Annotated in this window: 28 protein-coding genes and 1 pseudogene; 20 read left to right on the forward strand and 9 right to left on the reverse strand. The window is 40.6% G+C overall.

The genetic code is table 11. The annotated features are described in order from the left end of the window. Nucleotides 1–58: 58 nt before the first annotated feature. The 3 genes from V756_RS0121125 to fdhF all read right to left on the reverse strand — a co-directional run bounded on the left by V756_RS0121125 (nucleotide 59) and on the right by fdhF (nucleotide 4,408). A complete protein-coding gene (locus V756_RS0121125) occupies nucleotides 59–700 on the reverse strand; it encodes a DUF4352 domain-containing protein (RefSeq protein WP_024716421.1) in 642 nt (213 codons plus the stop codon). A gap of 197 nt (nucleotides 701–897) precedes the next feature. Beyond that, nucleotides 898–1,458, reverse strand: coding sequence for a helical membrane plugin domain-containing protein (locus V756_RS0121130; RefSeq protein WP_024716422.1), 561 nt, complete (start codon nucleotides 1,456–1,458; stop codon nucleotides 898–900). After that, nucleotides 1,451–4,408 carry a formate dehydrogenase subunit alpha gene (gene fdhF / locus V756_RS0121135; RefSeq protein WP_024716423.1) on the reverse strand — a complete coding sequence of 986 codons (2,958 nt, stop codon included), beginning with the start codon at nucleotides 4,406–4,408 and terminating at the stop codon, nucleotides 1,451–1,453. Before fdhF ends, V756_RS0121130 begins: the two co-directional genes overlap by 8 nt. 148 nt (nucleotides 4,409–4,556) lie before the next feature. Here fdhF and V756_RS0121140 point away from each other — a divergent pair, with 148 nt between their 5' ends. Together V756_RS0121140 and V756_RS0121145 are read left to right on the forward strand one after the other, a co-directional pair. Continuing rightward, nucleotides 4,557–5,129: a YjgB family protein gene (locus tag V756_RS0121140; protein ID WP_024716424.1), complete on the forward strand. Its 573-nt coding sequence runs from the start codon at nucleotides 4,557–4,559 to the stop codon at nucleotides 5,127–5,129. A gap of 100 nt (nucleotides 5,130–5,229) precedes the next feature. After that, nucleotides 5,230–5,628 (forward strand): ribosomal maturation YjgA family protein, encoded by a 399-nt coding sequence (locus V756_RS0121145; protein WP_024716425.1) that lies wholly within the window; start codon nucleotides 5,230–5,232, stop codon nucleotides 5,626–5,628. Between the two features lie 9 nt (nucleotides 5,629–5,637). Here the strand turns inward: V756_RS0121145 and V756_RS0121150 are convergent, their stop codons facing one another. Continuing rightward, nucleotides 5,638–6,537: a DUF2268 domain-containing putative Zn-dependent protease gene (locus tag V756_RS0121150; protein WP_024716426.1), complete on the reverse strand. Its 900-nt coding sequence runs from the start codon at nucleotides 6,535–6,537 to the stop codon at nucleotides 5,638–5,640. A 125-nt stretch (nucleotides 6,538–6,662) separates the two neighbouring features. Between V756_RS0121150 and V756_RS01000000122980 the strand changes: the two genes are divergently transcribed. Both V756_RS01000000122980 and V756_RS0121160 read left to right on the forward strand, forming a co-directional pair. Beyond that, nucleotides 6,663–6,830, forward strand: a complete 168-nt coding sequence (locus tag V756_RS01000000122980) for a YjfB family protein (protein ID WP_032682202.1) — start codon at nucleotides 6,663–6,665, stop codon at nucleotides 6,828–6,830. A 128-nt stretch (nucleotides 6,831–6,958) separates the two neighbouring features. After that, nucleotides 6,959–7,432, forward strand: coding sequence for a YjfA family protein (locus V756_RS0121160; protein WP_032682204.1), 474 nt, complete (start codon nucleotides 6,959–6,961; stop codon nucleotides 7,430–7,432). Between the two features lie 50 nt (nucleotides 7,433–7,482). On the opposite strand, the gene V756_RS0121165 is transcribed toward V756_RS0121160, so the two are convergent. After that, on the reverse strand, nucleotides 7,483–8,883 hold the full coding sequence (locus tag V756_RS0121165; RefSeq protein WP_024716428.1) for a polysaccharide deacetylase family protein: 1,401 nt from the start codon (nucleotides 8,881–8,883) through the stop codon (nucleotides 7,483–7,485). A gap of 250 nt (nucleotides 8,884–9,133) precedes the next feature. Here V756_RS0121165 and V756_RS0121170 point away from each other — a divergent pair, with 250 nt between their 5' ends. From V756_RS0121170 to V756_RS0121190, 4 genes are all read left to right on the forward strand, one after another. Further along, nucleotides 9,134–9,355, forward strand: a complete 222-nt coding sequence (locus V756_RS0121170) for a hypothetical protein (protein ID WP_024716429.1) — start codon at nucleotides 9,134–9,136, stop codon at nucleotides 9,353–9,355. A 121-nt stretch (nucleotides 9,356–9,476) separates the two neighbouring features. Beyond that, nucleotides 9,477–10,466: a heme o synthase gene (cyoE, locus tag V756_RS0121175; protein WP_081719944.1), complete on the forward strand. Its 990-nt coding sequence runs from the start codon at nucleotides 9,477–9,479 to the stop codon at nucleotides 10,464–10,466. Between the two features lie 777 nt (nucleotides 10,467–11,243). Next, nucleotides 11,244–11,615: a YjdJ family protein gene (locus V756_RS0121185; protein ID WP_024716431.1), complete on the forward strand. Its 372-nt coding sequence runs from the start codon at nucleotides 11,244–11,246 to the stop codon at nucleotides 11,613–11,615. Nucleotides 11,616–11,759: 144 nt separating this feature from the next. Next, on the forward strand, nucleotides 11,760–11,954 hold the full coding sequence (locus V756_RS0121190; RefSeq protein ID WP_024716432.1) for a DUF4177 domain-containing protein: 195 nt from the start codon (nucleotides 11,760–11,762) through the stop codon (nucleotides 11,952–11,954). A 56-nt stretch (nucleotides 11,955–12,010) separates the two neighbouring features. On the opposite strand, the gene ybaK is transcribed toward V756_RS0121190, so the two are convergent. After that, nucleotides 12,011–12,493: a Cys-tRNA(Pro) deacylase gene (gene ybaK / locus V756_RS0121195; RefSeq protein WP_024716433.1), complete on the reverse strand. Its 483-nt coding sequence runs from the start codon at nucleotides 12,491–12,493 to the stop codon at nucleotides 12,011–12,013. Between the two features lie 189 nt (nucleotides 12,494–12,682). Here ybaK and V756_RS0121200 point away from each other — a divergent pair, with 189 nt between their 5' ends. Then, nucleotides 12,683–13,081 (forward strand): hypothetical protein, encoded by a 399-nt coding sequence (locus V756_RS0121200; protein WP_024716434.1) that lies wholly within the window; start codon nucleotides 12,683–12,685, stop codon nucleotides 13,079–13,081. A gap of 217 nt (nucleotides 13,082–13,298) precedes the next feature. Here V756_RS0121200 and V756_RS0121205 read toward each other — a convergent pair whose 3' ends face one another. After that, the gene (locus tag V756_RS0121205; protein WP_024716435.1) at nucleotides 13,299–13,601 is read right to left on the reverse strand and encodes a putative quinol monooxygenase; all 303 of its coding nucleotides are present in this window, start codon (nucleotides 13,599–13,601) and stop codon (nucleotides 13,299–13,301) included. 216 nt (nucleotides 13,602–13,817) lie between these two features. Between V756_RS0121205 and V756_RS0121210 the strand changes: the two genes are divergently transcribed. The 8 genes from V756_RS0121210 (at nucleotide 13,818) to V756_RS0121245 (ending at nucleotide 18,046) form a co-directional block, all read left to right on the forward strand. Next, the gene (locus V756_RS0121210) at nucleotides 13,818–14,981 is read left to right on the forward strand and encodes a response regulator aspartate phosphatase (protein WP_024716436.1); all 1,164 of its coding nucleotides are present in this window, start codon (nucleotides 13,818–13,820) and stop codon (nucleotides 14,979–14,981) included. Next, nucleotides 14,968–15,090: a hypothetical protein gene (locus V756_RS1000000124660; RefSeq protein WP_255210057.1), complete on the forward strand. Its 123-nt coding sequence runs from the start codon at nucleotides 14,968–14,970 to the stop codon at nucleotides 15,088–15,090. Before V756_RS0121210 ends, V756_RS1000000124660 begins: the two co-directional genes overlap by 14 nt. A gap of 49 nt (nucleotides 15,091–15,139) precedes the next feature. After that, entirely contained in the window at nucleotides 15,140–15,313 is a 174-nt protein-coding gene (locus V756_RS0121220; protein ID WP_155906250.1) for a hypothetical protein, read from the forward strand. A gap of 417 nt (nucleotides 15,314–15,730) precedes the next feature. Continuing rightward, nucleotides 15,731–15,976, forward strand: a complete 246-nt coding sequence (locus tag V756_RS0121225) for a hypothetical protein (protein ID WP_024716438.1) — start codon at nucleotides 15,731–15,733, stop codon at nucleotides 15,974–15,976. Between the two features lie 16 nt (nucleotides 15,977–15,992). Beyond that, entirely contained in the window at nucleotides 15,993–16,361 is a 369-nt protein-coding gene (locus V756_RS0121230; RefSeq protein WP_024716439.1) for a spore coat protein, read from the forward strand. 18 nt (nucleotides 16,362–16,379) lie between these two features. Next, the gene (locus V756_RS0121235; RefSeq protein WP_024716440.1) at nucleotides 16,380–17,516 is read left to right on the forward strand and encodes a zinc-dependent alcohol dehydrogenase; all 1,137 of its coding nucleotides are present in this window, start codon (nucleotides 16,380–16,382) and stop codon (nucleotides 17,514–17,516) included. Nucleotides 17,517–17,533: 17 nt separating this feature from the next. After that, nucleotides 17,534–17,728: a hypothetical protein gene (locus V756_RS0121240; RefSeq protein ID WP_024716441.1), complete on the forward strand. Its 195-nt coding sequence runs from the start codon at nucleotides 17,534–17,536 to the stop codon at nucleotides 17,726–17,728. A gap of 18 nt (nucleotides 17,729–17,746) precedes the next feature. Continuing rightward, nucleotides 17,747–18,046: a spore coat protein gene (locus V756_RS0121245; protein ID WP_024716442.1), complete on the forward strand. Its 300-nt coding sequence runs from the start codon at nucleotides 17,747–17,749 to the stop codon at nucleotides 18,044–18,046. 148 nt (nucleotides 18,047–18,194) lie between these two features. Here the strand turns inward: V756_RS0121245 and V756_RS0121250 are convergent, their stop codons facing one another. After that, complete coding sequence (locus V756_RS0121250; RefSeq protein ID WP_024716443.1) at nucleotides 18,195–19,292, reverse strand: L-dopachrome tautomerase-related protein; 1,098 nt, start codon at nucleotides 19,290–19,292, stop codon at nucleotides 18,195–18,197. A 574-nt stretch (nucleotides 19,293–19,866) separates the two neighbouring features. On the opposite strand from V756_RS0121250, the pseudogene V756_RS1000000124840 reads away from it, so the two are divergent. Next, nucleotides 19,867–20,189: pseudogene (locus tag V756_RS1000000124840) on the forward strand (contact-dependent growth inhibition system immunity protein). Here V756_RS1000000124840 and V756_RS0121260 read toward each other — a convergent pair. Next, entirely contained in the window at nucleotides 20,170–20,874 is a 705-nt protein-coding gene (locus V756_RS0121260) for a polymorphic toxin type 44 domain-containing protein (RefSeq protein ID WP_024716444.1), read from the reverse strand. The pseudogene V756_RS1000000124840 and the gene V756_RS0121260 sit on opposite strands and share 20 nt — an antisense overlap. A 173-nt stretch (nucleotides 20,875–21,047) precedes the next feature. Here V756_RS0121260 and V756_RS0121265 point away from each other — a divergent pair, with 173 nt between their 5' ends. Then, nucleotides 21,048–21,464, forward strand: a complete 417-nt coding sequence (locus V756_RS0121265) for a DUF5412 family protein (protein WP_024716445.1) — start codon at nucleotides 21,048–21,050, stop codon at nucleotides 21,462–21,464. Between the two features lie 127 nt (nucleotides 21,465–21,591). Further along, a partial coding sequence (locus V756_RS0121270) for a transposase (protein ID WP_024716446.1) occupies nucleotides 21,592–21,978 on the forward strand: 387 nt, incomplete at its 3' end.

Raw genomic sequence — 21,978 nt, forward strand, 5'->3', positions numbered from 1 at the left:
TTTTCACTATAAAAAATGCACGTTTCACTAATGAAAACGTGCAGCTGCAAATCAAGTTCTAATCTAACTTCACCAAATAATCCATATCGTCCTTTACTCTCTCTTCAGTATTACTGCTATTTGTATCAGCTAAAAACGGATTATATACCAGTGTGTAATGTTTCTGTTCTCCTTTAGGGATGACGTAACTGAGTACACCTGTAACCTTTTTCCCTGATGTCAGTGTTCCTGTCATCAGGATCCTGCTCTTCTCTTCTATTGAAAAAACCGGCCGGACTGATTTATTGTTCTTGTCTTTTAAGTCTAACCCGAGAAAATTGTATTGCATTGAATCTTTCCCTATGTTTTCTATCGTAACTTCTATAATGAGCCGTTCCTCATTATCTTTTATTGTTTTTGGCTTCGAGTCTACAGCTCCTCCCAATTCGGAATATTCACCTTTTTGCACTCTATCAACTTTATTCACTGTAAAATTCGTATGTCCTGCTTTAAACGTTTCTCCAATTTTATGTATTTGATCATCTTTTTTAATCTTCGGCTCACCGCCTTTTTTCAGTTCCTTATCAAGTTCCTTTTCAAGCTCTTCCTGTGATTTTTTTTCTTTCGGCTTTTCCTTTTCAGACGCATCGCTTGATTGGCTGCACGCAGAAAGTGCAAACCCGATCGTCAAGACAAATAATAGCAATAAGACTTTTTTCATGATCGTTCCCCCATCTAAAGTAATCGTTTTCTATTATAATCAGATTTTTCCTTTTCTCAACAGGTAAGAAAGCATCAATTATTTCTATTTCATCCGTTACAAACTTACTTATTTCTAGAATATGAATACTTTTTACTAGTTCATTAGACCTTTTCATCAAAAAACCCGAGCTGGCAGCAGCCGGCTCGGGCGGGTGGTCAATCTCGCTTATTCATTCCTCTTTTTTCTCGGGGTTCCTGATGGTGTTTTTGGTGCTCCGGAGGCTGTGTTGTCCGTTCCAGCTCATTGGTGTCTTGTCCCATTCCTTTTAAAAACGAAAAGAGCAATGTAATGGATTTGTTGATTTCCGGGTCTTTGAGCGAACGGATAATATCAAAATAACCTGTCTTTTCTTCGCTGTTTTTCTGCTCTACAGCGTTTGCCACACCTGCATTCACTTTCAAAATGAGAGGCTCGAGCTGTTTCACATCCAGCATGCCGAGCGTCCCAAACAGAAGCAGCAGATTTTTCATCGTGTTGGCTGTTTCCTCTGTATCTGCCTTTTTCACCAGGATATCAAGAACTTTGTCCCCTTGGCCAAAAAGGCCGCGGAGCAATGGCAGGACACCGCGCTCGTTCATATGGCCCAGCATATGCAAGGTTTCAAGAATCGCTTCTTTGTGATCAACTAGCGCATCTTCAATCTCCCGCAGGTCACGCTTTCGCTGATCCTCTTCCGTTACTTCGATTTTCTGAATCCGTTTAATCGCTTTAGCCATTATGCCCAATCCCCCTTTTCACTGCGTCGCCAGGAAAAATATAATCCTTCCGTGCCCATTTCTTTTGTACCTGCACACCGATTTGCGGCTGCGGATTGCCGTTGCGATGATTGATCTTAGGCAGCGGATTGGTTCCTTCGCGCTTCAAAATTTCCAATTTGGCTGACGTTTCTTTGTATGCAGGCGTATCGGTATCTTTATCGGCATGGCTGCCTGTCAACAGGTTGATCGCGGCTTCTCCCGAATCGTTCATCGGCAGGTATACTTCCTTCCCTTTGACACGATCTGTGATCAGGCACTTCACTTTCACATTTCCGAAAGGCGATGTGAGTCTGACAAGAGTGCCGTCCTGAATCCCTCTTTCTGCCGCGAGCTCAGGAGAAATTTCTAAGAACACTTCCGGCGTTTTCTTCGATATCCCTTTTGATTTATAGGTCAAGTTCCCTTCGTGGAAATGCTCCAAGAGCCGCCCATTGTTGACGTGGATATCATATTCCTCACCGAATTCCTCAGGCTCTGTCCATTGAACCGGATAGAGAATGGCTTTGCCGTCCGCAAATGGAAAGCGCTCGGTAAACAGTAAAGGTGAATCCTTTCCATCAGCGCTTACAGGCCATTGCAGGGAGTTATAGCCTTCAAGACGGTCATAGGTGACGCCGGCATAAATCGGCGACAGCTTAGCCGCTTCCTCCATAATGTCTCCAGGGTGCTCATAGTGCCAGCCGGCGCCAAGCTTATTGGCTACCTCCATAATAATCTGCCAGTCCGGCTTTGATTCCCCCATCGGTTCAAACACCTGGTACAGCCGCTGAATCCGGCGCTCAGTGTTTGTAAAGGTTCCTTCTTTTTCAAGGCTCGGGCTCGCAGGAAGAACAACATCGGCAAACTCGGCTGTACGTGAAAGGAAAATATCCTGCACCACAAAGAAATCAAGCTTTTCATAGGCGGCGTGCACATGATTGATATTTGAATCGACCAGACCCATTTCTTCACCTTTGACATACATCGCTTTCAGCTGGCCGGAATGGATTTTTTCGATCATTTCGTGGTTGGTCATGCCCGGCTCCTTCGGCAGCGGCACACCCCACGCCCGCTCGTATTTATGGCGGACTTGTTCGTCGGTTACATTTTCATAGCCCGGCAGTTTGTCAGGCATGCTTCCGAAGTCACTTGCTCCCTGCACGTTGTTATGGCCGCGCAATGGATAGGAGCCTGCTCCCGGTTTCCCGTAGTTTCCTGTCACAAGCAGCAGATTTGAGATTGCCGTGCTCGTGTCGCTTCCGCCAATATGCTGTGTCACGCCCATCGCCCACAATGCGCACACACTGTCAGCTTGGCTAATCATCTCCGCCATTTGGATCAAGGTTTGTTGATCAATTCCGGTTTTCTCCTCAGCATATTCAAGGGTATATGGTGCCAGGCTTTTCACATATTCATCCCGGCCATTCACTCTTTCACGCAGAAAGCGTTCATCGGCTTTGCCGTTTTCAATTAAATATTTGGCGATGGCGTTCAGCCAGACGATATCCGATCCGGCACGCGGCTGAACAAATAAATCGGAACGCTCTGCCATTTCGTGTTTTCGGATATCGGCTACGATCACTTTCTGTCCTCTCAGCTTATGAGCGCGTTTAATGCGAGTAGACAAGACCGGATGCGATTCTGACGTGTTTGAACCGATAATCAAAACAAGATCCGCTTGCCCGATATCTGTAATTGAACCTGAGTCACCGCCATAACCGACTGTCCGAAACAAGCCAGCAGTCGCAGGAGATTGGCAATAGCGCGAGCAGTTATCCACATTATTTGTGCCGATGATCCCTCTGGCCAGCTTTTGCATGAGGTAGGATTCTTCGTTTGTACATTTAGAAGAGGTAATAAAGGCAAGTGAATCCGGGCCAAACTCTTCTTTTAAATCTGTGAACTTGCTGGCAATCAGCGATAACGCTTCCTCCCACTCCGCTTCACGGAAACGGTCGCCTTCACGGATCAGCGGCTTTGTCAGGCGCTCCTCGCTGTTTACGAAATCCCAGCCGAACTTTCCTTTCACACAGGTAGAAATGCCGTTGGCCGGCGCTTCCTCCTGCGGCTCGACTTTTAGAATGTCTCTGCCCTTTGTCCAGACATCAAAGCTGCAGCCGACGCCGCAATACGTGCAGACGGTTTTCGTTTTCTTGATTCGTTCATCACGCATGGCGGATTCCATATCAGAAATGGCGAGAATCGAACCGTAGCCTGTCTCTACGCCTTTCGTGACTTCGATCATCGGACGCAGCGTTTCGTTGTTGATGCCTGTTAAATATCCGGCTTCCCCTTCCATTCCTTTTTCCATCATCGCGTTACACGGACAGACGGTTGAACAGTGGCCGCAAGACACACACGACGATTCATTGATCGGCACATCATTGTCCCAAATGACGCGCGGGCGTTTCCGATCCCAGTCAATGGTCAGTGTTTCTGTGACCTGAACGTCCTGGCACGCTTCGACGCAGCGGCCGCACAAAATACATTGATCTGGATCATACCGGTAAAACGGATGGGATTCATCCTTATGGTAAGGCTTATGATCAAACGGGATGCTTTGGTGATTGATTTTCATTTCCTTCACCGTATTATGTATTTCGCATCCTCCGTTGTTGTAATCGCAAACTGTGCAATAAAGCTCATGATTATATAAAATCTTATCCATCCCGATGACCTGAGCTTTTTTGACATCAGATGAAAGTGTATCAATGACGTCCCCATCCTTTAACTCAGCGGAGCACGATCTCTTCAGCTCGCCATTGATGCTGACAATGCACGTATCGCATGTTTCAATCGGCCCTAAGCTTGGATGATAGCATACTTGCGGCACTTCAATTGAACTGTTATTTAAAAGCTGCAGCACCGTCTGCTCTTCGGACGCTTCCATTTCGACGCCGTTTATTGTGATTTTTTTCTGTCCAGCCATCTCCATTCCCCTTTCTTGCTTATGTATATACCGAATTACCCATTTCTGTTCCCTTACAAGAGATCAATAAAACATACAAAGCACACCCGCATGTTTTATTGCATAAACACGGGGAAACGAAATGATAGACAAAAAAGGAGGGATCAGCATGAAAAAAGCTATATCCGTTTTAACTGCTGCTGCACTGACAGGCTCTCTTTCCGGCTTGGGAGCGACGTCCTTTTCAACACCGGCAAAAGCCGTAACGCAAACAAATACGCTCACTGAAAACAAAAACCAATCAGCCGCTAAGCTTGTCAAAAACCTTTACAACACCGCCTACACAGGAGAAATGCCTCAGCAAGTGCAAGGCCTAACTGTTAACAAAAGCACAAAAGGCGATGTCCACGCTGTACTAGGGGAACCAGAACGGCCGGCCGAAGGAGACAATCGGTTTGATTTATTTCCCTGGAATATGGGCCAGCCTGGTTACGGGTTTTCCTATCATAAAGACATGACGATTTCAGAAATCCGATACTTTGGGACCGGGGTCGAACGGCAGCAGAATTTAGGCGGCGTTACCCCGGAAGTGCTGTGGAATGAAATCGGTCCCGCGAACCGAGTGTTAACCGTCCCGTTTACCGATGAAATCGACTATGTTTATGACACAGGCGGATATGAACTTCATTTTGTAATCGGCAAGGATCAAACCGCCGACCATGTAAACCTTAAAGCAAAATAAACCCTTTCGCGGCTGTGCAGCCGCTTTTTTATTGGACAAACAACTGGTATATTCCTTACAATACATGGGAGATGAATTGGAGACGGGGTATGAATTGTCAATGAAGCGAAATCGATGGATATATGCAGCTTTCACCATACTGATTATTGGGCTGGGGCTGGGATCCAGAGCGTTCTCCTATGTTCTTCCGGATACTCTCAACACGTATCTGGGAGATTCGCTGTGGGCTGCCATGATCTTTACGGGATGCGGGTTTCTATTTCAGAAGATGAAAACAATGAAAACGGGCCTTATCAGCCTTTCTTTCTGTTTTTTCATTGAAATCAGCCAGCTGTATCACGCCGAATGGATCGATCGGATCAGAGACACTTCTCTTGGCGGACTTGTACTGGGGTACGGATTTTTATGGAGCGATATCGAAGCGTATACAATTGGAATAGCGGCGTGTACCGTTATAGAGCTGCTCATTTTGGAAATCAAAAAGCGTCTCAATATGTGACGCTTTTTTTCATTTAGAAAACAGCCCGCACTGAGAAAGAACGGTCTCCGTATCCAAGAGTGTGGCCTCGTTTATCGTGACTTGATGTTTATCCATAAATGACTGAACGGCATGATATCCTACTGCATAACCGGCAAAAGCCGATAATCCTGCAGGCTCAAAACCTTGTTCTTTAGCAATTGGATCACCAAACATGTAACGGCTTACTTCCGAGAAGCCTTTTACATCCAGCACCTCATGGATGACTTCAATGGAATACTGCAAGTCTTCTTGATCAAAACGTGTGACCCAAGGACCCAACTGCTCCTCGCCGAACAGCTCTTTGGCAAATGACTCAGCCAACCCTTCAATCACAAGATAATCCCCGACACTCACTGAGCCATGATGAAAGTTAGCATACGAAAACCGCAAATTATGATGAAACTCATGAGCAATAATAGATGGAATCCTTGGCAGGTTATAACTGTTCGGATCAATCCATACATGAATAAATCCCGGTATCCCGCCAAACCCGCAGTAGCCTTTCTGCAGCTGAAGCCTTTTGGGATCAGCGATGTAAAGGCCGAATCTGATCTCGTCAGCATTTATCCGCAGCTGTCCGCGCTCAGCAAAACGCATGCATTGACGAAGCGCAGATGCAGCTGTCTCTGCAGCATGTGATTTTTGTAGTTTTTGCAGTGCTTTCAGCCCGGTTTCAGCATCACGGACATCCAAATAGCCAAGCATTTTCACAGCCATCATCACATCATAGCCGTTTGATTCCTTCGCTTTCAGCGGAACTTGGATGGCGTTCCACATGTTTTCAAACGGTTTCATCATCGTATACCGAAATTCATCCTCTCTTTTCTGTTCTTCCATCGAAAACAGCTTTTCATATTGCTCAAAGGTCTTTTCCATTACAAGATTCATCCTGATTCCCTCCTTGCCACAAACATACGGTATGCCGCAGCGTAAGGGTCAACAGAGAAATTAAGCCGATTTTCACTGTAAATTCAGCCAGAGCCGCCGATAGGTAAGGCATAGGAGGTGGAACGATGGATATTCCTGCTTTATCAGTTGCGATGCATCAAGCATCCCTTGCCCAAAATGTTGATATCGCTTTAACGAAAAAAATGCTGGACACCGCCCAGCAAAATGCCGATCAAACCTTGAAGATGATTCAGCATCCGACACTCGGACAAACCATTGATATAAAAGCTTAATCTCACGCCAAAGGCGGCCAAGAGCTCCATACTCCCGGCCGCCTTTATTGTTCACAAAAAAGCATGCATGTTTCGATTGTTCCTTCGTATGATGTATTGTTTGCCATATGAAGGAGGTCATAAAGGACATGAAAAAACTTTTAACAAAGGCTTCATTGGTGTTATTCGCAGTACTATTTATTTTTGCCGCCAACGGAGCGCCCGCCAATGCGGAAACCCATGCCTATGATGGAAAAAGCCCTTATTACAATGATTGCGCGTCCAGCGGCTCTACAAAAAAATCCTCAAACTTAGTAAATGCCAACAATCAAGTCATCGGAGTGGTCGAGCTTAAATTCAGCAGTACATGTAAAACGGCTTGGGCAAAAATCACGATGAACCATACATTGACGACAGGCTTTGAAGCGAATGCCGAAATCACCCGAAACACGGACGGAAAGAGATATAACTGTGATTCTGCAGGGGGCAACGGGAAAGCGGTGGCCGGCCAAAAGTCGTGTTATACACCAATGGTATATGATTTAGATCCAAGGACTTCCTATGCTTTCGGCAAGTATTCAGGACCCAATCTGAATGTTTGGGCCACCACAGGCTCTTATTAAATAGAAAAAAGGCTGTCCAAACGGGCAATATCCGCGGCAGCCTTTTCGTATTAATTCGCTTCTCTTTGTTTTTTAACCTCTTCAAGCTGAGAGACCGTCACCAATTGATAGCCTTGATCTGTGAGCTTTTTGATCATTTCATCAGCCGCATCAGCAGAAGTTCGGTAAATGTCGTGAATCAAGACGGTTCTTCCATCTCCCGCCTGGCTCATGACACGGTCAACGATTGTTTTCTTGTTCCGGTCTTTCCAATCTTCCGGATCAACATCCCATAACGCGACGTCCATTTTCAATTGACTCCGCAGCTCATCATTAATGCCGCCGTATGGAGGTCTTACAAGCGCCGGACGGTATCCGCTTATTTTTTCAACGATGTCTTGCGTGTCATTGATCTGCTTTAACGCTGCTTTCACTGAAAGTCTTGTGAGAAGCGGATGGCTCCATGAATGGTTGCCTACCTCATTTCCCTCTTTCAGTATTCTTTTAAGCGTTTCAGGATAATATTGCACCCTGCTCCCCAAAACAAAAAAAGTGGCATGCCCCTTATATTTTTTCAAGGAGTCTAGAATCTGGTTTGTTGTCGCAGGATTCGGGCCGTCGTCAAAAGTAAGCGCAATGACTTTTTGGTTTGGATCAATTGTTTCCTCTTTAGGTAATGAAATCACTTCATGCTTCGGCTTTTGTTCTTTGATTTTATTTTTGTTTTTTTCTTTATCAATATATTGTTCTTTCATGATATCTTTCAAAAGGCTTTTCTTAATGGCAATCGATTGCTCTCCTAGATTGCCTGCTGCGACCTGATATGTATCAAAATAAAATTCGATATAATCTTCCTTGATGGCAAAGCGGCTGAAATTATCTTTTTTCGGTGCCGTTCCTTCCTTTAACAGCGCATCGTCCGCAGCAATGGCTTTATCTTTTTTCAGCTCATGATAAGCAATTAGCGAAAGCTTATGTAAATAGTCGGCGTCCTCTTTGAATATATCATCAATTGAAAGGAAAGCTTGCTTACTAAAATCATAGTTAAACGTTTTTGTCACATTTTGTCCATGTGCGCCGCCGATATATTTATATTCATGAAACACAATCGCTACCGTCTGCTTGGCATAATGGACAATTTTATAATCAATATTTAACTCGTTTCGCTTTGTCGTATGCTCCTGATCAACATCTTTTGTTTCCTTCTGAAATTGGCGAACCTCTTTCTCTGCGAAACTCTTTAATGCCGCATCCATTTTTTTATTTTTGAAAACGGGATAGTTCACCGCATAATTGAACGTTTTCCCGTCATTCACAAGCGTTGCGATCTCGACATTTCCATACTGAGAATCAGTTTTCACTTTATTCATGACCGTTTCTTTTTCCAATGAATTATGAAAAAAGCCGATAAGGCCCGCCACACATCCAACTGCTATCAATACATAAAACCATTTAATTCTTTTTGCCAACAACCAAAACTCCTTCTTTCGTAACCATTTCGATTTATTCTTCATCAGATAGAACTGCATCTATTTGAAATATTTTTGTAATATTAAAGTAACATACATTTCACATTTGTAATACTATGAGATTTAGAAGTTCTTGTCAATCCTTTTTCATGGATTTCACCCTCAAAACAATCGATTTCACGATTGTACATACACCCAACTCACACATCAAGAATATGGTAAATGGAGACAAAAAACTAGGGAGGTTTTCCTCTTGGATTATCTTTTAAATGAATTTGAACAAATTACACCTTATGATGAACGACAGCCTTATTATTATCCGCGCCCGAGACCGCCTTATTATTACCCAAGACCGTTTTATCCGTTTTATCCGCGTCCGCCTTACTATTACCCGCGTCCACGCCCGCCTTACTACCCTTGGTATGGTTACGGCGGAGGATATGGCGGAGGATACGGCGGAGGATACGGGTACTAAGTGCCGTTTGCCAAAATGGGGGCAGTCCAGCTCCCCATTTTTTAATTCAAAAATGACAATATCATGACAAATATAGGAAATAATTGTGATTCCCTAATCCTCTTGTTACGATAACAAAAGCATGCAGTTTTGGGGGAGGCGTCTATTTTTGGAGAATACGAGAGATTCTGCCGCTATATCTGAAACGAAATACATAAAAGCTTCGAACCGGGTAACAGTTTATGATTTTATCAAACTTGCAAAACCCGGCATTATCATATCAAACTCGATCGCAGCCTTTGGCGGATTTTGGATCGCGTTTACAAGCGCAGAAAAACCATTAACCGGAATGTTTTTTTTGATGACAATGGTGACAGCAATGCTTGGAACCGCCTTTGTCATGGCTTCCGGCACTGTTTATAACAACTTTTTTGATCGGCATATGGACGCAAAAATGGCACGCACCCGCAGCAGAGCCTCAGTCACTGGAAAAATGCCGCCAGCCATGATTTTAACCTATGGCTCCGTTTTAGGGATCGCAGGTCTCGCAATGCTGTATTCCCTCAATTTATTAACTGCCCTTCTCGGACTGGCCGCTTTTATTTTTTATGCGATTATTTATACAGTATGGGTGAAACGAACCTCTGTGTGGAGCACATTTGTCGGAAGCTTTCCGGGAGCCGCGCCGCCGTTAATGGGGTACTGTGCCGTAACCGGAGAAATCAGTACGGCTGCGGTGCTGTTGTATGCGATTATGTTTCTATGGCAGCCCCCGCATTTTTGGGCGATTGGGATCAGACGCAAAGAGGAGTATCGGACAGCGGGTATTCCGCTCCTGCCTGTTGTAAAAGGGAATCAAGTAACGAAAGTAAAAATGATGCGATATATTGCAGTTCTTGTGCCGGTCACGCTATTATTGCCTTTTTCTCTCGGCACCGGCCGTATCAGCCCCTTTTATTTCTTAGCTGCCTTGGTTCTCGGAGGCATATGGATCAAAAAAAGCATCCAAGGATTTAAAACAGACGATGACGTGAGATGGGCAAAGGATATGTTTATCTACTCGCTCATTTATTTTTGCTTGCTGTTTTTGATCATGATGATTGATACATTTGTGATGTTTTTGATCAAATGATGAAAAAAGAGTCACACATTTAATGTGACTCTTTTTTGTTTGGAAAAACAGCATCTAATAGAAATGTCACGGCAAAAAACACAGCCATGCAAATCAAAAATCGGACAATCTCACTCAAAATCCAGCTATCAGCAATGCGCATACCATCGGTTTCTCTAAGGCTTACGCATATGGAAAAAATCATAAGTATGTTTTTTAGCGTTTCTTTGTTCATGAAATACCATCGCTTTCTTGAAAATGATTACTGAAATACAAAATAACAGATGAAATAAAATGCAGCTAGGTACATACCGTGTCCTCAGCGTTGGGCGTTTTGATTGACTGAAATCCTAGTTTTTGTTTAACAAGCCATTTGCAAAGCTCAGGCGAACAGATGAAAACCGCTTGAGTGTAAAAGCATATCTTTTGCGATAAACTAAGCGGCGGAATAATGGCATAAAAAAATATATCCTTAATAAGTGAATCGGGAAAATGCGCTTTTTTCTTAAAGCTAATACAAGAAAAAATAAACCGATAAACGAAAAGACAGCACGTCCCCCAGCCAGCTATCGGGTGTAAACTAAAGTACAATAGTAAAATTGCTAAGAAATACAACAGAATCTCCAATCTATAAAACCGAACACCTTTTCCATCATCAGGTATTATAAGCCAAAATCAAACAGAAAAACAGGCTTTTGTCTTGCATGTAAGAACACAAAGAGAAATTGCCCCGCATAACCATATCATGGTAGGATATATTTGCTTTTCCTATGTTTATAGATTTGGAGGTCTGCAAAAGTGAAAGGCATGCTTTTAATGATACAGCTTGGATTTTCTTTCATGGTTTTTCTGTTTTTAGCCGCTGTCAATTGGTATCAAGGGAGCGAGCTTATTTCAGATCGATTTGATTGGAACTATACTGCTAAAATTTCAAAACTCCTTAATGGAATCGATACCATCACAAGTCCCAAACAAATTTCACAGCTTGATTTTTTCATTTACTCTGCAAAACACGATCCTGTTATGAGTATGCTAATGATCCTCTCGTTTCTATATGTTTTGGCCGCACTTTTTTTACTTATTTACTCAGTCAAATTCAATAAGCAAAAGATTCATTTGGACTGTGATGAAAACACAACCCATAAATTCAATGGCTTCCCTAACTCCTAGGAAGTTATGCGGCAGCCATGCAAACATCATATGGCAATGATTTGTTTGGCGGGGAATTAAATAAACTGTTACGGTTCATATTTTACCAAGTTTTTGGAACATCCTCCTCACTCTTACGTATATCTTAATTGGAGGGATGAAACGATGAAAGAGTATGAATTTGTAAGAATTGAACTTAGTACTATGAGAAGACGGCCTAAAGAAGACTACCAGCAAATCATCCGTGACTATGCGAATAGAGGCTGGAAATTCGTTCAGATTTTTGCTCCCAGTATTGACGGGTATGGAGCAGCCGCTTATTTTGAAATCATATTTGAACGAGATGCCGAAGAAGCTTAGTCTTATTGACTAAGCTTCTTCGTTTACGCAATATTTACATCCTCATTGCCGGTCCTCTATACGATTTCTGCAAATTCGGCATTGCATGCTTTCGCTAAATCTTGTGGCGCTGCCTTTAGCTGCATGCCGATTTTCCCTGCGCTGACAATGATAAAATCTAGTGTTTCAGCGGCTGCATCAATATAGGTTGGGAACGATTTTTTCATGCCAATTGGTGAGCACCCGCCGCGCACATATCCGGTTATTCCCAGAAGTTCCTTCATCGCAATCATTTCTATTTTCTTTTCACCTACTACTTTGGCTGCCTTTTTCACATCTAATTCCTCAGCAACAGGTACAACAAAGACGTAATAATGGTTTGCTCCTGCCGTTGCCACCAAAGTTTTATATACATACTCGACAGGATATCCGATTTTTTCAGAAACAGTGATGCCGTCTGCCGGTTGGCCGCCTTCTGTTTCGTAACCTAATAACTCATAGGAGATGTTCTGCTGTTCTACCAAACGAACCGCATTGGTTTTCGCCATTTTTTTCGCCATATTTTCCCTCCGCTATCAAAAAATACTGCTATCTTCAATATATTAATACTATCATCGAAAACAGACATATTCTACTAACCTGCATGTTAAAAAAAGAACCTCTAGAAAGCCAAAACAAGAAACAAAAAGGAATGAACGAAATGTATCAACATACAATTTGTATGAATGTAAAATTAAGGAGTGGTTGCTTTGTATCATTATTTTTATGGGCCTGCGTTAATTCCTTACTTTTCACATACTCGTAACCCCACTCAAAGAAATCAAGACTTTTCAGAAAGACAGCGAAGAAGAGAAATCACATTGAATGTAGATGGCTCTATCCCGCCATCTTCCTCTGAGGATCTCGGAGACGGCTTTTATTCTTACGCATGGACGAACCAACAGGTCATCAATCCAGGTGAATACCTTGTTTGTTATCTCGAAGGAAGGAATATAAACGTGATAAATGGCGGTTTTACTCCGCGTGATACTGCTCCGCTATATGCAATCGCAAGCTTTCCAAGGAGAAGAAATCAATGGGTCATTACGATCCATAATCCTGTTCAAACGCAAAGAGCCCTATCTCTTTATTTGATTGCGAAAAGGTAATAATAAACGGGTAGGAACGCTTTGACACAAGCTCTTTTCCTGCCCGTTTTGGACTTATGATTTTGGCCCCCTCTGCCCTTTGAAGGCAGTGACGCAGGAAATTTGCCCACGTAAGTTCCTAAACACATGTCCCCCCATTCACAAAAAAATGGACACTAATCTAAAGCACAGAGTTCTCTGTCTAATGATTAGTGTCCATAAGCCTTCCGTCTTGGACCTATTCAATTTTGGTGTCCTTTTCATCATTCACATTGCTTTTCACTAACCATTCTACTTCCGTTAATTCTTGTTTTTGAACATCTATCGTGTGCTTTTTCGTAAAATGGATTTTAACAGCTTCTTCGTTTTCCCAAATCTCCCAAAGCATTATTTTGCGTTCTGATGGTTCAAGCGGATAGGCATGGAATGTAATACATCCTTCTTCCTTGTTCGTTTCTTCCTCAAGTTTTTTGAATTCCTTCATTATCTCATTAAGGTCTTTATCACTGATGATTTTTAAACATGCAGTTATGTAGTGCATCGATAATCATCCTTACATTTATTTATAGCTTTTCATTATAACATTTTCTTGAAAATTGTAGAGGTCATTTATATATCGTTAAACGACATCGGGAGCCTTTAGACAATTTATGCTTATTTCGTCCTTAAATAGAAAGATTTTTCAAAAAATGATTCTATTAGAGGGTGTCCTCGGTGGTATAATATTAAATATATGTAAAGAAAAGGAGGTATTTGATTGTCTGTTTCGGATTTAATCCCATATCATTATGTAACTACAGACATGAATCATTGGTATGTTGTAATAAAGCAGGGTCGAGTTAAGAAAGCAAAAGAAATGAAACAAAAAGTGGAAAAAGAATTCGACATGATGGAGAAAAATGAAAAAGCAGCAGTCTATCTTCAGCTATTAAAGTTACGGCACGAAATAATGCTGTCGTATCTCGAACCTGACTCTGTTAAAAATATAGATGGTGTTTATTCTGATCTCAAAAAGACAAAGGAGAATATGGCTCCTGAATCCCTCACGAATACAATAGAGTTCTATTATCATTTTTTCACCGGTATGTATCATTTCCGAACAAGAGATTTAGTTATTGCCCTAACATATTATCGCGAAGCCGAAAAATATCTTGATTTATTAGATGAAAATGCCAATACAGATAAAGCAGAGTTCTATTTCAAAGTGTCAGAGGTCTATTATTATATGAAAGAGACTCATTTCTCAATGAATTATGCCCAACGAGCATATTCTATATTCAAGGAGCAAAAAGATGCTCAGGGTAACCTTACATATGGCAAAGAAATGGTCCAATGTCAGTTTGTTATCTTTGGGAACTGGCTAGATAAAATGTGTTATGAAGATGCTTTAGAAACAGCTAAAAAAGCTTTAAATGATGCTATAAAAATCGGGAAGCAACATTTAATTGGTTCAGCTCATTTTAACGTGGGATTATGTTATAATAACCTTGAAGAACTTGACAATGCAGAGAAATATTTTCAAATCGCCTATGACATTCATAAGAACCGAAAGCACATTTATGAATCCAAAGCAATTTTCAATCTTGCATATGTCAAAGCAAAGAAGAATGATTTAAAGGCTGCATTAGAGTTATACCAGGAAGGTCAGAAGGTTGCTGCCCGACACAACAACCGGGAAGTAACCGAGAAATTAAAACTGGTTAAAGGTCTTTATTTATCATTCGACTTACAAACACTTAGAGAAGTGTTCAAGTTCTTCAAAGAGAAAAATCTTTATGGTGACATGGAAGAATATGCTGTTGCTGTTGCGGATTTTCTGACCAACAAAGAAGACAGACATGACGCGGTCGATTTTTATCAAATGGCAATTGAAGCACGCAAACAAATTCAAAGGGGGAAGCATTTAAATGAAAAAATGTAAAATTGCAATTTGTTTAGCGCTCTTGCTTGGCGTTGTTGGAGTATCTGGCGCTTCATACGCTCTTTCTGAGCAGTCCACTTATAAGGTCGCAGATAGAGCAGCAACTTAATATGATAACGAAAAACCCCATATGGAAAGTCCAAAATGGGGTTTTTCCTTTGTTTTTATTTAAATCATGCGGCGCAGTTGTATTAATACAAGCTGAAAAGAAAAACGGCAAATGGGTAAAATCAAATAATCCAGAAAATGTTGTCGTATCCTTTGCAAGAACCGATCTCGGAAAAGACCCGATCAATGATGGCGCAAAAGGCGTTAGCTCAGCGGATAAGTGAAAGTGCCAAGCTCATTGTCAGTGCAGAAAACAGCGGAGAAACTTTTATGAATAGCTTTAAAACGAAATAAAGGACACCTTTCAGGGTGTCTTTTCTTAAACTGCGAAGGATTCTCCTGTATCTTCTGATTGAACCATCCCCGCATCCATATACAGCTTTACATCTCCTGAACATCTTGCAACCCTTCACAAAAACATTCCAACAACAAAAAAATCATAATACAAATTGCAATAAAAAATAATACAAAATAAGGTTACTGCAAAGATTCCAATAATCACAAAAAAAGACCGCTGCAGCAATCATCCTCAGCCATCACAACCATTTGAGATAATTTACCAATCCCAAAAAATATTAACGGATATTTTCCTTCTATTTCTGAAACAATACAATTGATGAAAATAAGGAGGTTAATTAGAAATGAGTAATCAAAAATTAGCTGATCATGAATCATTGGATTTACATGAGGTTATTAATTTCAAAACCCTTTGCTTAGCGAAATCAAAACTAATGCAAGGACTCGTATTTGATCAAGATTTGAGAGCATTAATGCAAAAAGATGTTGAACAGTCCATGCAAGCGCTCGGAGAATTACAAGCAGTTTATCAACGCGCACCTTTTGAAGCTCCAGTTCCTCAAAACCGTCCAACACCAATCATAAATTAAAAAGGAGGCAAATTCATTGAACCAGGACTATTTAGACCCTATAAACGCGCTACACGTGCCAGAGCTAGCAGATACCACATTTGCGATGGATTTACTTCTTCGTGCCAAAGAAGGTGTGCGCAATATTGCTGTCGCATTAACGGAGTCTGCATCACCTGATGTTAGAGCCCTCTTACGAAAACAGTTAATGCAAGGTATTGCCATGCACCAAGAAATTACAGAACTAATGATTAGTAAAAAGTGGTTCCATCCATCCGAACTAAGTGAACAGTATAAACTTGATCAACTCTCCGCTAACAATACAGTGATGATTGGAAAAATGAATCTATTCCCAGTTGAGACCAATAGAAAAGGTATGTTTGACCGGACACCTGATGAACACTAACACTGGAGGCCATATATCATGAAGGCAGTTACGTATCAAGGTATTAAAAATGTTGCAGTCAGAGAAGTTCCAGACCCAAAAATTGAAAAACCAGATGACATGATTATTAAAGTAACGAGTACGGCAATATGTGGGTCTGATTTACATTTAATTCACGGCATGATTCCTAACCTGCAAGAAAACTACGTTATCGGCCATGAACCAATGGGAATCGTTGAAGAAGTTGGTCCAGGTGTGACTAAGGTGAAAAAGGGAGACCGAGTCATTATCCCCTTTAATATAGCATGCGGTGAATGCATTTATTGTAAAAACTCTCTGGAAAGCCAATGTGATAATTCTAATGATAATGGTGATATGGGTGCCTATTTCGGATATTCTGGTACGACTGGTGGCTATCCAGGCGGTCAAGCTGAATATTTAAGGGTGCCATTTGCCAACTTTACTCATTTCAAAATTCCAGAGACTTGTGAAGAACCTGATGAAAAGTTAGCTGTTATTGCGGATGCGATGACTACTGGTTTTTGGAGTGTTGACAATGCAGGCGTAAAGGATGGAGATACCGTTATTGTTCTAGGCTGTGGCCCGGTTGGTCTTTTTGCTCAAAAATTCTGTTGGCTAAAAGGAGCAAAGCGTGTCATTGCCGTAGATTATGTCAATTATCGCCTGCAGCACGCCAAGCGCACTAACAAAGTGGAAATTGTTAACTTTGAGGACCATGAGAATGTAGGAAGTTATCTTAAGGAAATCACTAAAGGTGGCGCAGATGTTGTCATCGACGCTGTTGGTATGGACGGTAAAATGACTGATATGGAATTCCTCGCGAGCGGGATGAAACTTCAAGGTGGAGCATTAAGTGCTTTTATCATAGCTTCACAAGCTGTGCGTAAAGGCGGGACAATTCAAGTTACTGGCGTTTACGGCGGCAGATACAATGGTTTCCCTTTTGGAGATATTATGCAGCGAAACGTCAATATCCGCTCTGGACAAGCACCTGTGATTCATTATATGCCGTATATGTTTGAATTAGTTTCGACCGGAAAAATTGATCCAGGAGATGTCGTAAGTCATGTGCTCCCACTTAGTGAAGCAAAGCGCGGCTATGAGATTTTTGATACAAAAATGGATGATTGTATAAAAGTCGTGTTGAAACCTTGAGGAAGGAGGTATAAAAAATGAACTACGCCTTACATGAAGTGCTTGAGGTCCATGAGATGGCTGCATTTAAGACCACTTGTTTAACGAAATCCAAAACGATGAGAGCGTTAGTTACAGATCAGCTTTTAAAAGATATTATGCAGCAAGACATTAATGTATCTACGAAACAGTTACAAGAATATGCTTCTATCCTTTCTAACGCAAAGCAATAAACTAGGAGATGAATGAACATGAATCCAATCATTGAAACTTTAACTGGTATGGACGCACTATCGGATCAAGTGGTTGCAATGGATCTACTCATTTCAGCTAAAAGTGGCATTAGAAATTATGCCATGGCAGTTACGGAATCAGGAACACCGGAAATTAAAGAAATGCTTACTCGCCATTTAGTGGAAGCTCTTGATATGCATGAACAAATATCCGCGTATATGGGAGAAAAAGGATGGTACCATGCTTGGGATACAAACCAACAGATCAGTTTGGATTTAAATAATATTAATACAGCATTGAACTTACCGACATTATAAAAAATCCCTAGGAACAGTTTAACAATCACCACATTAAACTGTTCCTAGTAAATCATTTTGAGATTATTTCGTAGAAGCAAATAAAATGAATACTTCTTGCTTACTCGTGTTTGTTTTACACTATATGACAATGAATTGACTATTTTTATTATGAAAAGGTCGGGGCTGGAAATTCACCAATTTTCATACGAAGTAAACTATAAGGTTTCTGTCGCAGGTCTTTTCCATAATGAAATCTGGGCTGCCGATGTAATTGGTTTACAATGACATACAAATATTGATCCGGTCCAATTGAAAAAGTATCCGGCCACAAAATTCTCGGATCATGTGCAATAGTTCCCATCATACCGTTTGGAAATATTTTACGAATGCTGTTGTTTTCATAATCTCCAGTATAAACCGTTCCCTTTGCATCGGTAATTATTCCATCAGACGCCCCTTTTTCTCCCCAATACTCCACATGATAAGGTAAATCCATGTCAGGTATCGTTCTGTCTCTCAGTGCTTTTGTTGAGATCGAGAACAAGTGACGACTGCTTAGCGGAGCAAAATATAATATCTTTCCATCAGGAGAAATCGCAAGACTATCAGAAGCCAATCTAAATGGAGAAGTTGAGCCATCTTTGTTTCGATTCATTAAAATTTGACCTTCTATTTTCGGTGAAAAATAGGGATCGGGCGAAGTTGAATTTGCCCCATTTAACCGCCTAAACGCGTTTCCATTTGATAAATCTACAACGATAATAGCTCCAGGTCCTCTTGAAGAAGAATCCGTTATATAGGCATAACCTGCTTTTCCAACACGAAAATCAAAACGGACATCATTCAGATAAGTTGTAGGCAGGACAGCATCTTCTGTAAAGGTATATACTTTTCTTATCGTATTGGTTTCTAAATCAACAGCGGCTAATTTTGCCCCACCTTTAATAGGTTCAGAAAAATTGGGTGCCGCTGTATCTAATACCCAAAGCGTTCCCCTTCCATCGGCAACGACACTTTGAACACTGATGAAAGTCATTGTGAGATTCTCGGGATTAACCAAATTGGTTTGTAAATTAGGGTACGGCTTCAATTTATCCCCAACAATTTCCCCCACCGTAAATTTAACATCGTCTCCCCACTTCGGAAAACAAATGAAAATACGACCGGTTTCTGAAACAGTAACACCTGTAGGCATAGCCCCATAAAATGCATAAACTAGTTCAAAATCACCGAAATATTTTTCACTAGGCAACATAGGTTTCATAAGATCCTCCTCAAGCTTTCAAACGGGATATAACCTATATATGATGTAATTTTTTTCTAGTGCATGGTTCTTAGTAAGTTTTCTATACGAAAAGACGAATGAATTGATAAGTTAAAGGCCTCCAGATGAAGAAGAATTCACTTAGCAGGAGCAAGAATATTCCTGAATTAACGTTAAAAAAAATTAGAGCTAAACTGATCCGTCTGCGCCCTGATCCAATCGTAAACTGCCGGCAGCAGACCAAAGTACAATATTCTCATATTTAGGACACTTTATAATGACGGATATAATCGAAGAAGTTTTGCAGGCGTTTGTCAAATCGGCTACATAATGAGCATAATCTTGCCGATAAAGCATCCGAGCTACTTTCGGAATAGTGGGCGAGGTGCTAAAGAAATTTTCGCGCAAAGGAAAGTTTGCAAAGTAAAGAACTTATTAATGGTTTAAGAAAATGAGATGAAAAGTACCCTGACTTAGAGATGACAAACGACATTGATAGAGCAGAAAGTTATATAGAATAGGATACATACCATTTCTCAGATTTGAAGTTAACATTTCTTGGTGGTGATAAGTAATGATTGAAATCGAAGTTTCTGATCCTGTGTTTAGATTCCTTGGCGGATATTTCCATCAGGATATTGATTCACCAGAGTCATCACTTCGTGAATACTTAGAGGAGATACCAAAAAAAGAGCAAGAACATGATATAGCAGCACTTAAAGAATATTTATAAACAGCGATTATTCGGATAAAGAAAAGAATGATTTTATCGATGTAGCTACCTTGTACAACACCTATTTACAATCGCCAATAGTTATTTTTGAATATTCCAAAAAACGAGCCCCTTTTAAGGGGCTCATTTTGTCGCGTGTGTATTTTAGTTGTTACTTTCAATAAATTGATCTTCTTTACCTGCTTTGATTAGTTTTGCGTTTTTAATCGCTCTTTCTCTAATCTCTTTTTTCTCTTTATCACTTAAAACATCAAACTGTTTATCTAAATTAGTAACAGTTTTAGGAGAAACAGACTGAATAGTAAATGCGCCTACACTTTTTGACGATAAGCTTGCTTTATTCCAATTCGTGATAAGCCAGTTATTTTTGTAAAGTCGTAATCCTAAATCAATCATCTTTTGATCTTGTGGATCATCGAAATAAGACTTATACCACTTTACCTTACTTGTACCACTATAAATTTGGTAAGCTCCAGCAGCTGTTCTTAAGAATGAATCAGAGAAACCCGCAGCTCTACCGACATAACCATAGTGAATGTTACCTAGATCTTCCCCTGTAGGGTTGTAACAACCACCTTTTGTGTCAAAGATATATTTCTTCTTAGGACCGAACTTTAATTTATAATCCCAAGGTCCTCCTGACTTAACCTTACTAGCAAATTCTCTTCCTGTCCCTATCGGATATGTACTGTCATTCATTGCATAATAAGCAATTTTAATAGCGTTTTGTTTCATTTTTGTTGAAAAATCAGTTGTAATATTTTTGGTTGCTGCAGAAGCTTTTTCTGGTGTCATTCCTACAACACATACAGATAATAAAACAATTAATGATATTAAGACTTTCTTCAAAACATAACTCTCCTTCAGTTATTACCGCGACTCCCATATAATACTAGATATATGAATATTCTTCTAGTACATTTGGCATATTTAAGGTTATTTTAAGAAAAATCCCAACCATTAAGCTCTCACATCATTTATTATAATTAGAGAAATTCCTCAAAAAATAGGAGGCCTATATAGTGCATAACAAAGAACAGCTTGTTGATAAGGATTTAGAAATTTTAAAAAAGAAAACTCGGAATAGAGTTATTATTGGCTTTTCATCTGTATTGTTGTTGATTGTACTTGCTCTTTTATATTTTGTTTACAATCACTTTTTTTCAATAAGCAGCCTACCTAAAGGTGAATATCTTGAATCATATTCATCACCTAACAATAACTACAAAATCAATATTTACAGAGCAAACGGCGGTGCTACTACTGATTACGCTATAAGAGGTGAATTGGAAAATAACGAGAATGGAAAGAGAAAAAATATTTATTGGGAAAATGATCATGAGGATGCAAAAGTTAAATGGATAGACGAGGATCATGTATCTATTAATAAAAAAGTTATTGATATTAACAAAGATACTTACGATTTTAGAAGAGAATAAAAAAGCCTTCCTATTAGGAAGGCTTTCAGGCTGTCGAGAAAATCTCGACAGCCTTTATTTTTCCCTTAAAATATCAATTCCTCTGTAATAAAATAAAAGAAAGACTGAAAAGGACGGTGTCTTTCTCATGTTCCACACAAGAAACTCTTCTCAAAACACAGCCGAATTTGTTCTGCTTGACCAACTCGTCGAAGAAGATCATCTGCTTCGAAAAATTGATCAATACATAGACTTTTCTTTCATCATTGAAAAGGTTAAACCTTACTACAGTGAAAACAAAGGCCGCCCCTCACTCGATCCGCTGATTTTATTTAAAATGATGTTTATCGGATACCTTTATGGTATCCGTTCAGAAAGACAGCTTGAAAAAGAAATTTACTACAATATGGCGTACAGATGGTTTCTTGGATTGAACATAAATGATCCAGTTCCGCACCACTCCACCATCAGTTGGAACAGACGCACACGCTTTAAAGATACAACCATCTTCCAAGACATCTTTGATGAGATCGTT

It is taken from the genome of Bacillus tequilensis KCTC 13622, assembly GCF_000507145.1.
GTDB lineage: Bacteria > Bacillota > Bacilli > Bacillales > Bacillaceae > Bacillus > Bacillus tequilensis.

What these genes read in the sequence shown, in the direction of transcription:
- V756_RS0121125 (WP_024716421.1), bottom strand. Translation starts at nt 700, where the DNA reads ATGAAAAAAGTCTTATTGCTATTATTTGTCTTGACGATCGGGTTTGCA.
- V756_RS0121130 (WP_024716422.1), bottom strand. Translation starts at nt 1,458, where the DNA reads ATGGCTAAAGCGATTAAACGGATTCAGAAAATCGAAGTAACGGAAGAG.
- fdhF (WP_024716423.1), bottom strand. Translation starts at nt 4,408, where the DNA reads ATGGCTGGACAGAAAAAAATCACAATAAACGGCGTCGAAATGGAAGCG.
- V756_RS0121140 (WP_024716424.1), top strand. Translation starts at nt 4,557, where the DNA reads ATGAAAAAAGCTATATCCGTTTTAACTGCTGCTGCACTGACAGGCTCT.
- V756_RS0121145 (WP_024716425.1), top strand. Translation starts at nt 5,230, where the DNA reads ATGAAGCGAAATCGATGGATATATGCAGCTTTCACCATACTGATTATT.
- V756_RS0121150 (WP_024716426.1), bottom strand. Translation starts at nt 6,537, where the DNA reads ATGAATCTTGTAATGGAAAAGACCTTTGAGCAATATGAAAAGCTGTTT.
- V756_RS01000000122980 (WP_032682202.1), top strand. Translation starts at nt 6,663, where the DNA reads ATGGATATTCCTGCTTTATCAGTTGCGATGCATCAAGCATCCCTTGCC.
- V756_RS0121160 (WP_032682204.1), top strand. Translation starts at nt 6,959, where the DNA reads ATGAAAAAACTTTTAACAAAGGCTTCATTGGTGTTATTCGCAGTACTA.
- cyoE (WP_081719944.1), top strand. Translation starts at nt 9,477, where the DNA reads ATGCAGTTTTGGGGGAGGCGTCTATTTTTGGAGAATACGAGAGATTCT.
- V756_RS0121190 (WP_024716432.1), top strand. Translation starts at nt 11,760, where the DNA reads ATGAAAGAGTATGAATTTGTAAGAATTGAACTTAGTACTATGAGAAGA.
- ybaK (WP_024716433.1), bottom strand. Translation starts at nt 12,493, where the DNA reads ATGGCGAAAAAAATGGCGAAAACCAATGCGGTTCGTTTGGTAGAACAG.
- V756_RS0121205 (WP_024716435.1), bottom strand. Translation starts at nt 13,601, where the DNA reads ATGCACTACATAACTGCATGTTTAAAAATCATCAGTGATAAAGACCTT.
- V756_RS1000000124660 (WP_255210057.1), top strand. Translation starts at nt 14,968, where the DNA reads ATGAAAAAATGTAAAATTGCAATTTGTTTAGCGCTCTTGCTTGGCGTT.
- V756_RS0121225 (WP_024716438.1), top strand. Translation starts at nt 15,731, where the DNA reads ATGAGTAATCAAAAATTAGCTGATCATGAATCATTGGATTTACATGAG.
- V756_RS0121235 (WP_024716440.1), top strand. Translation starts at nt 16,380, where the DNA reads ATGAAGGCAGTTACGTATCAAGGTATTAAAAATGTTGCAGTCAGAGAA.
- V756_RS0121240 (WP_024716441.1), top strand. Translation starts at nt 17,534, where the DNA reads ATGAACTACGCCTTACATGAAGTGCTTGAGGTCCATGAGATGGCTGCA.
- V756_RS0121245 (WP_024716442.1), top strand. Translation starts at nt 17,747, where the DNA reads ATGAATCCAATCATTGAAACTTTAACTGGTATGGACGCACTATCGGAT.
- V756_RS0121250 (WP_024716443.1), bottom strand. Translation starts at nt 19,292, where the DNA reads ATGAAACCTATGTTGCCTAGTGAAAAATATTTCGGTGATTTTGAACTA.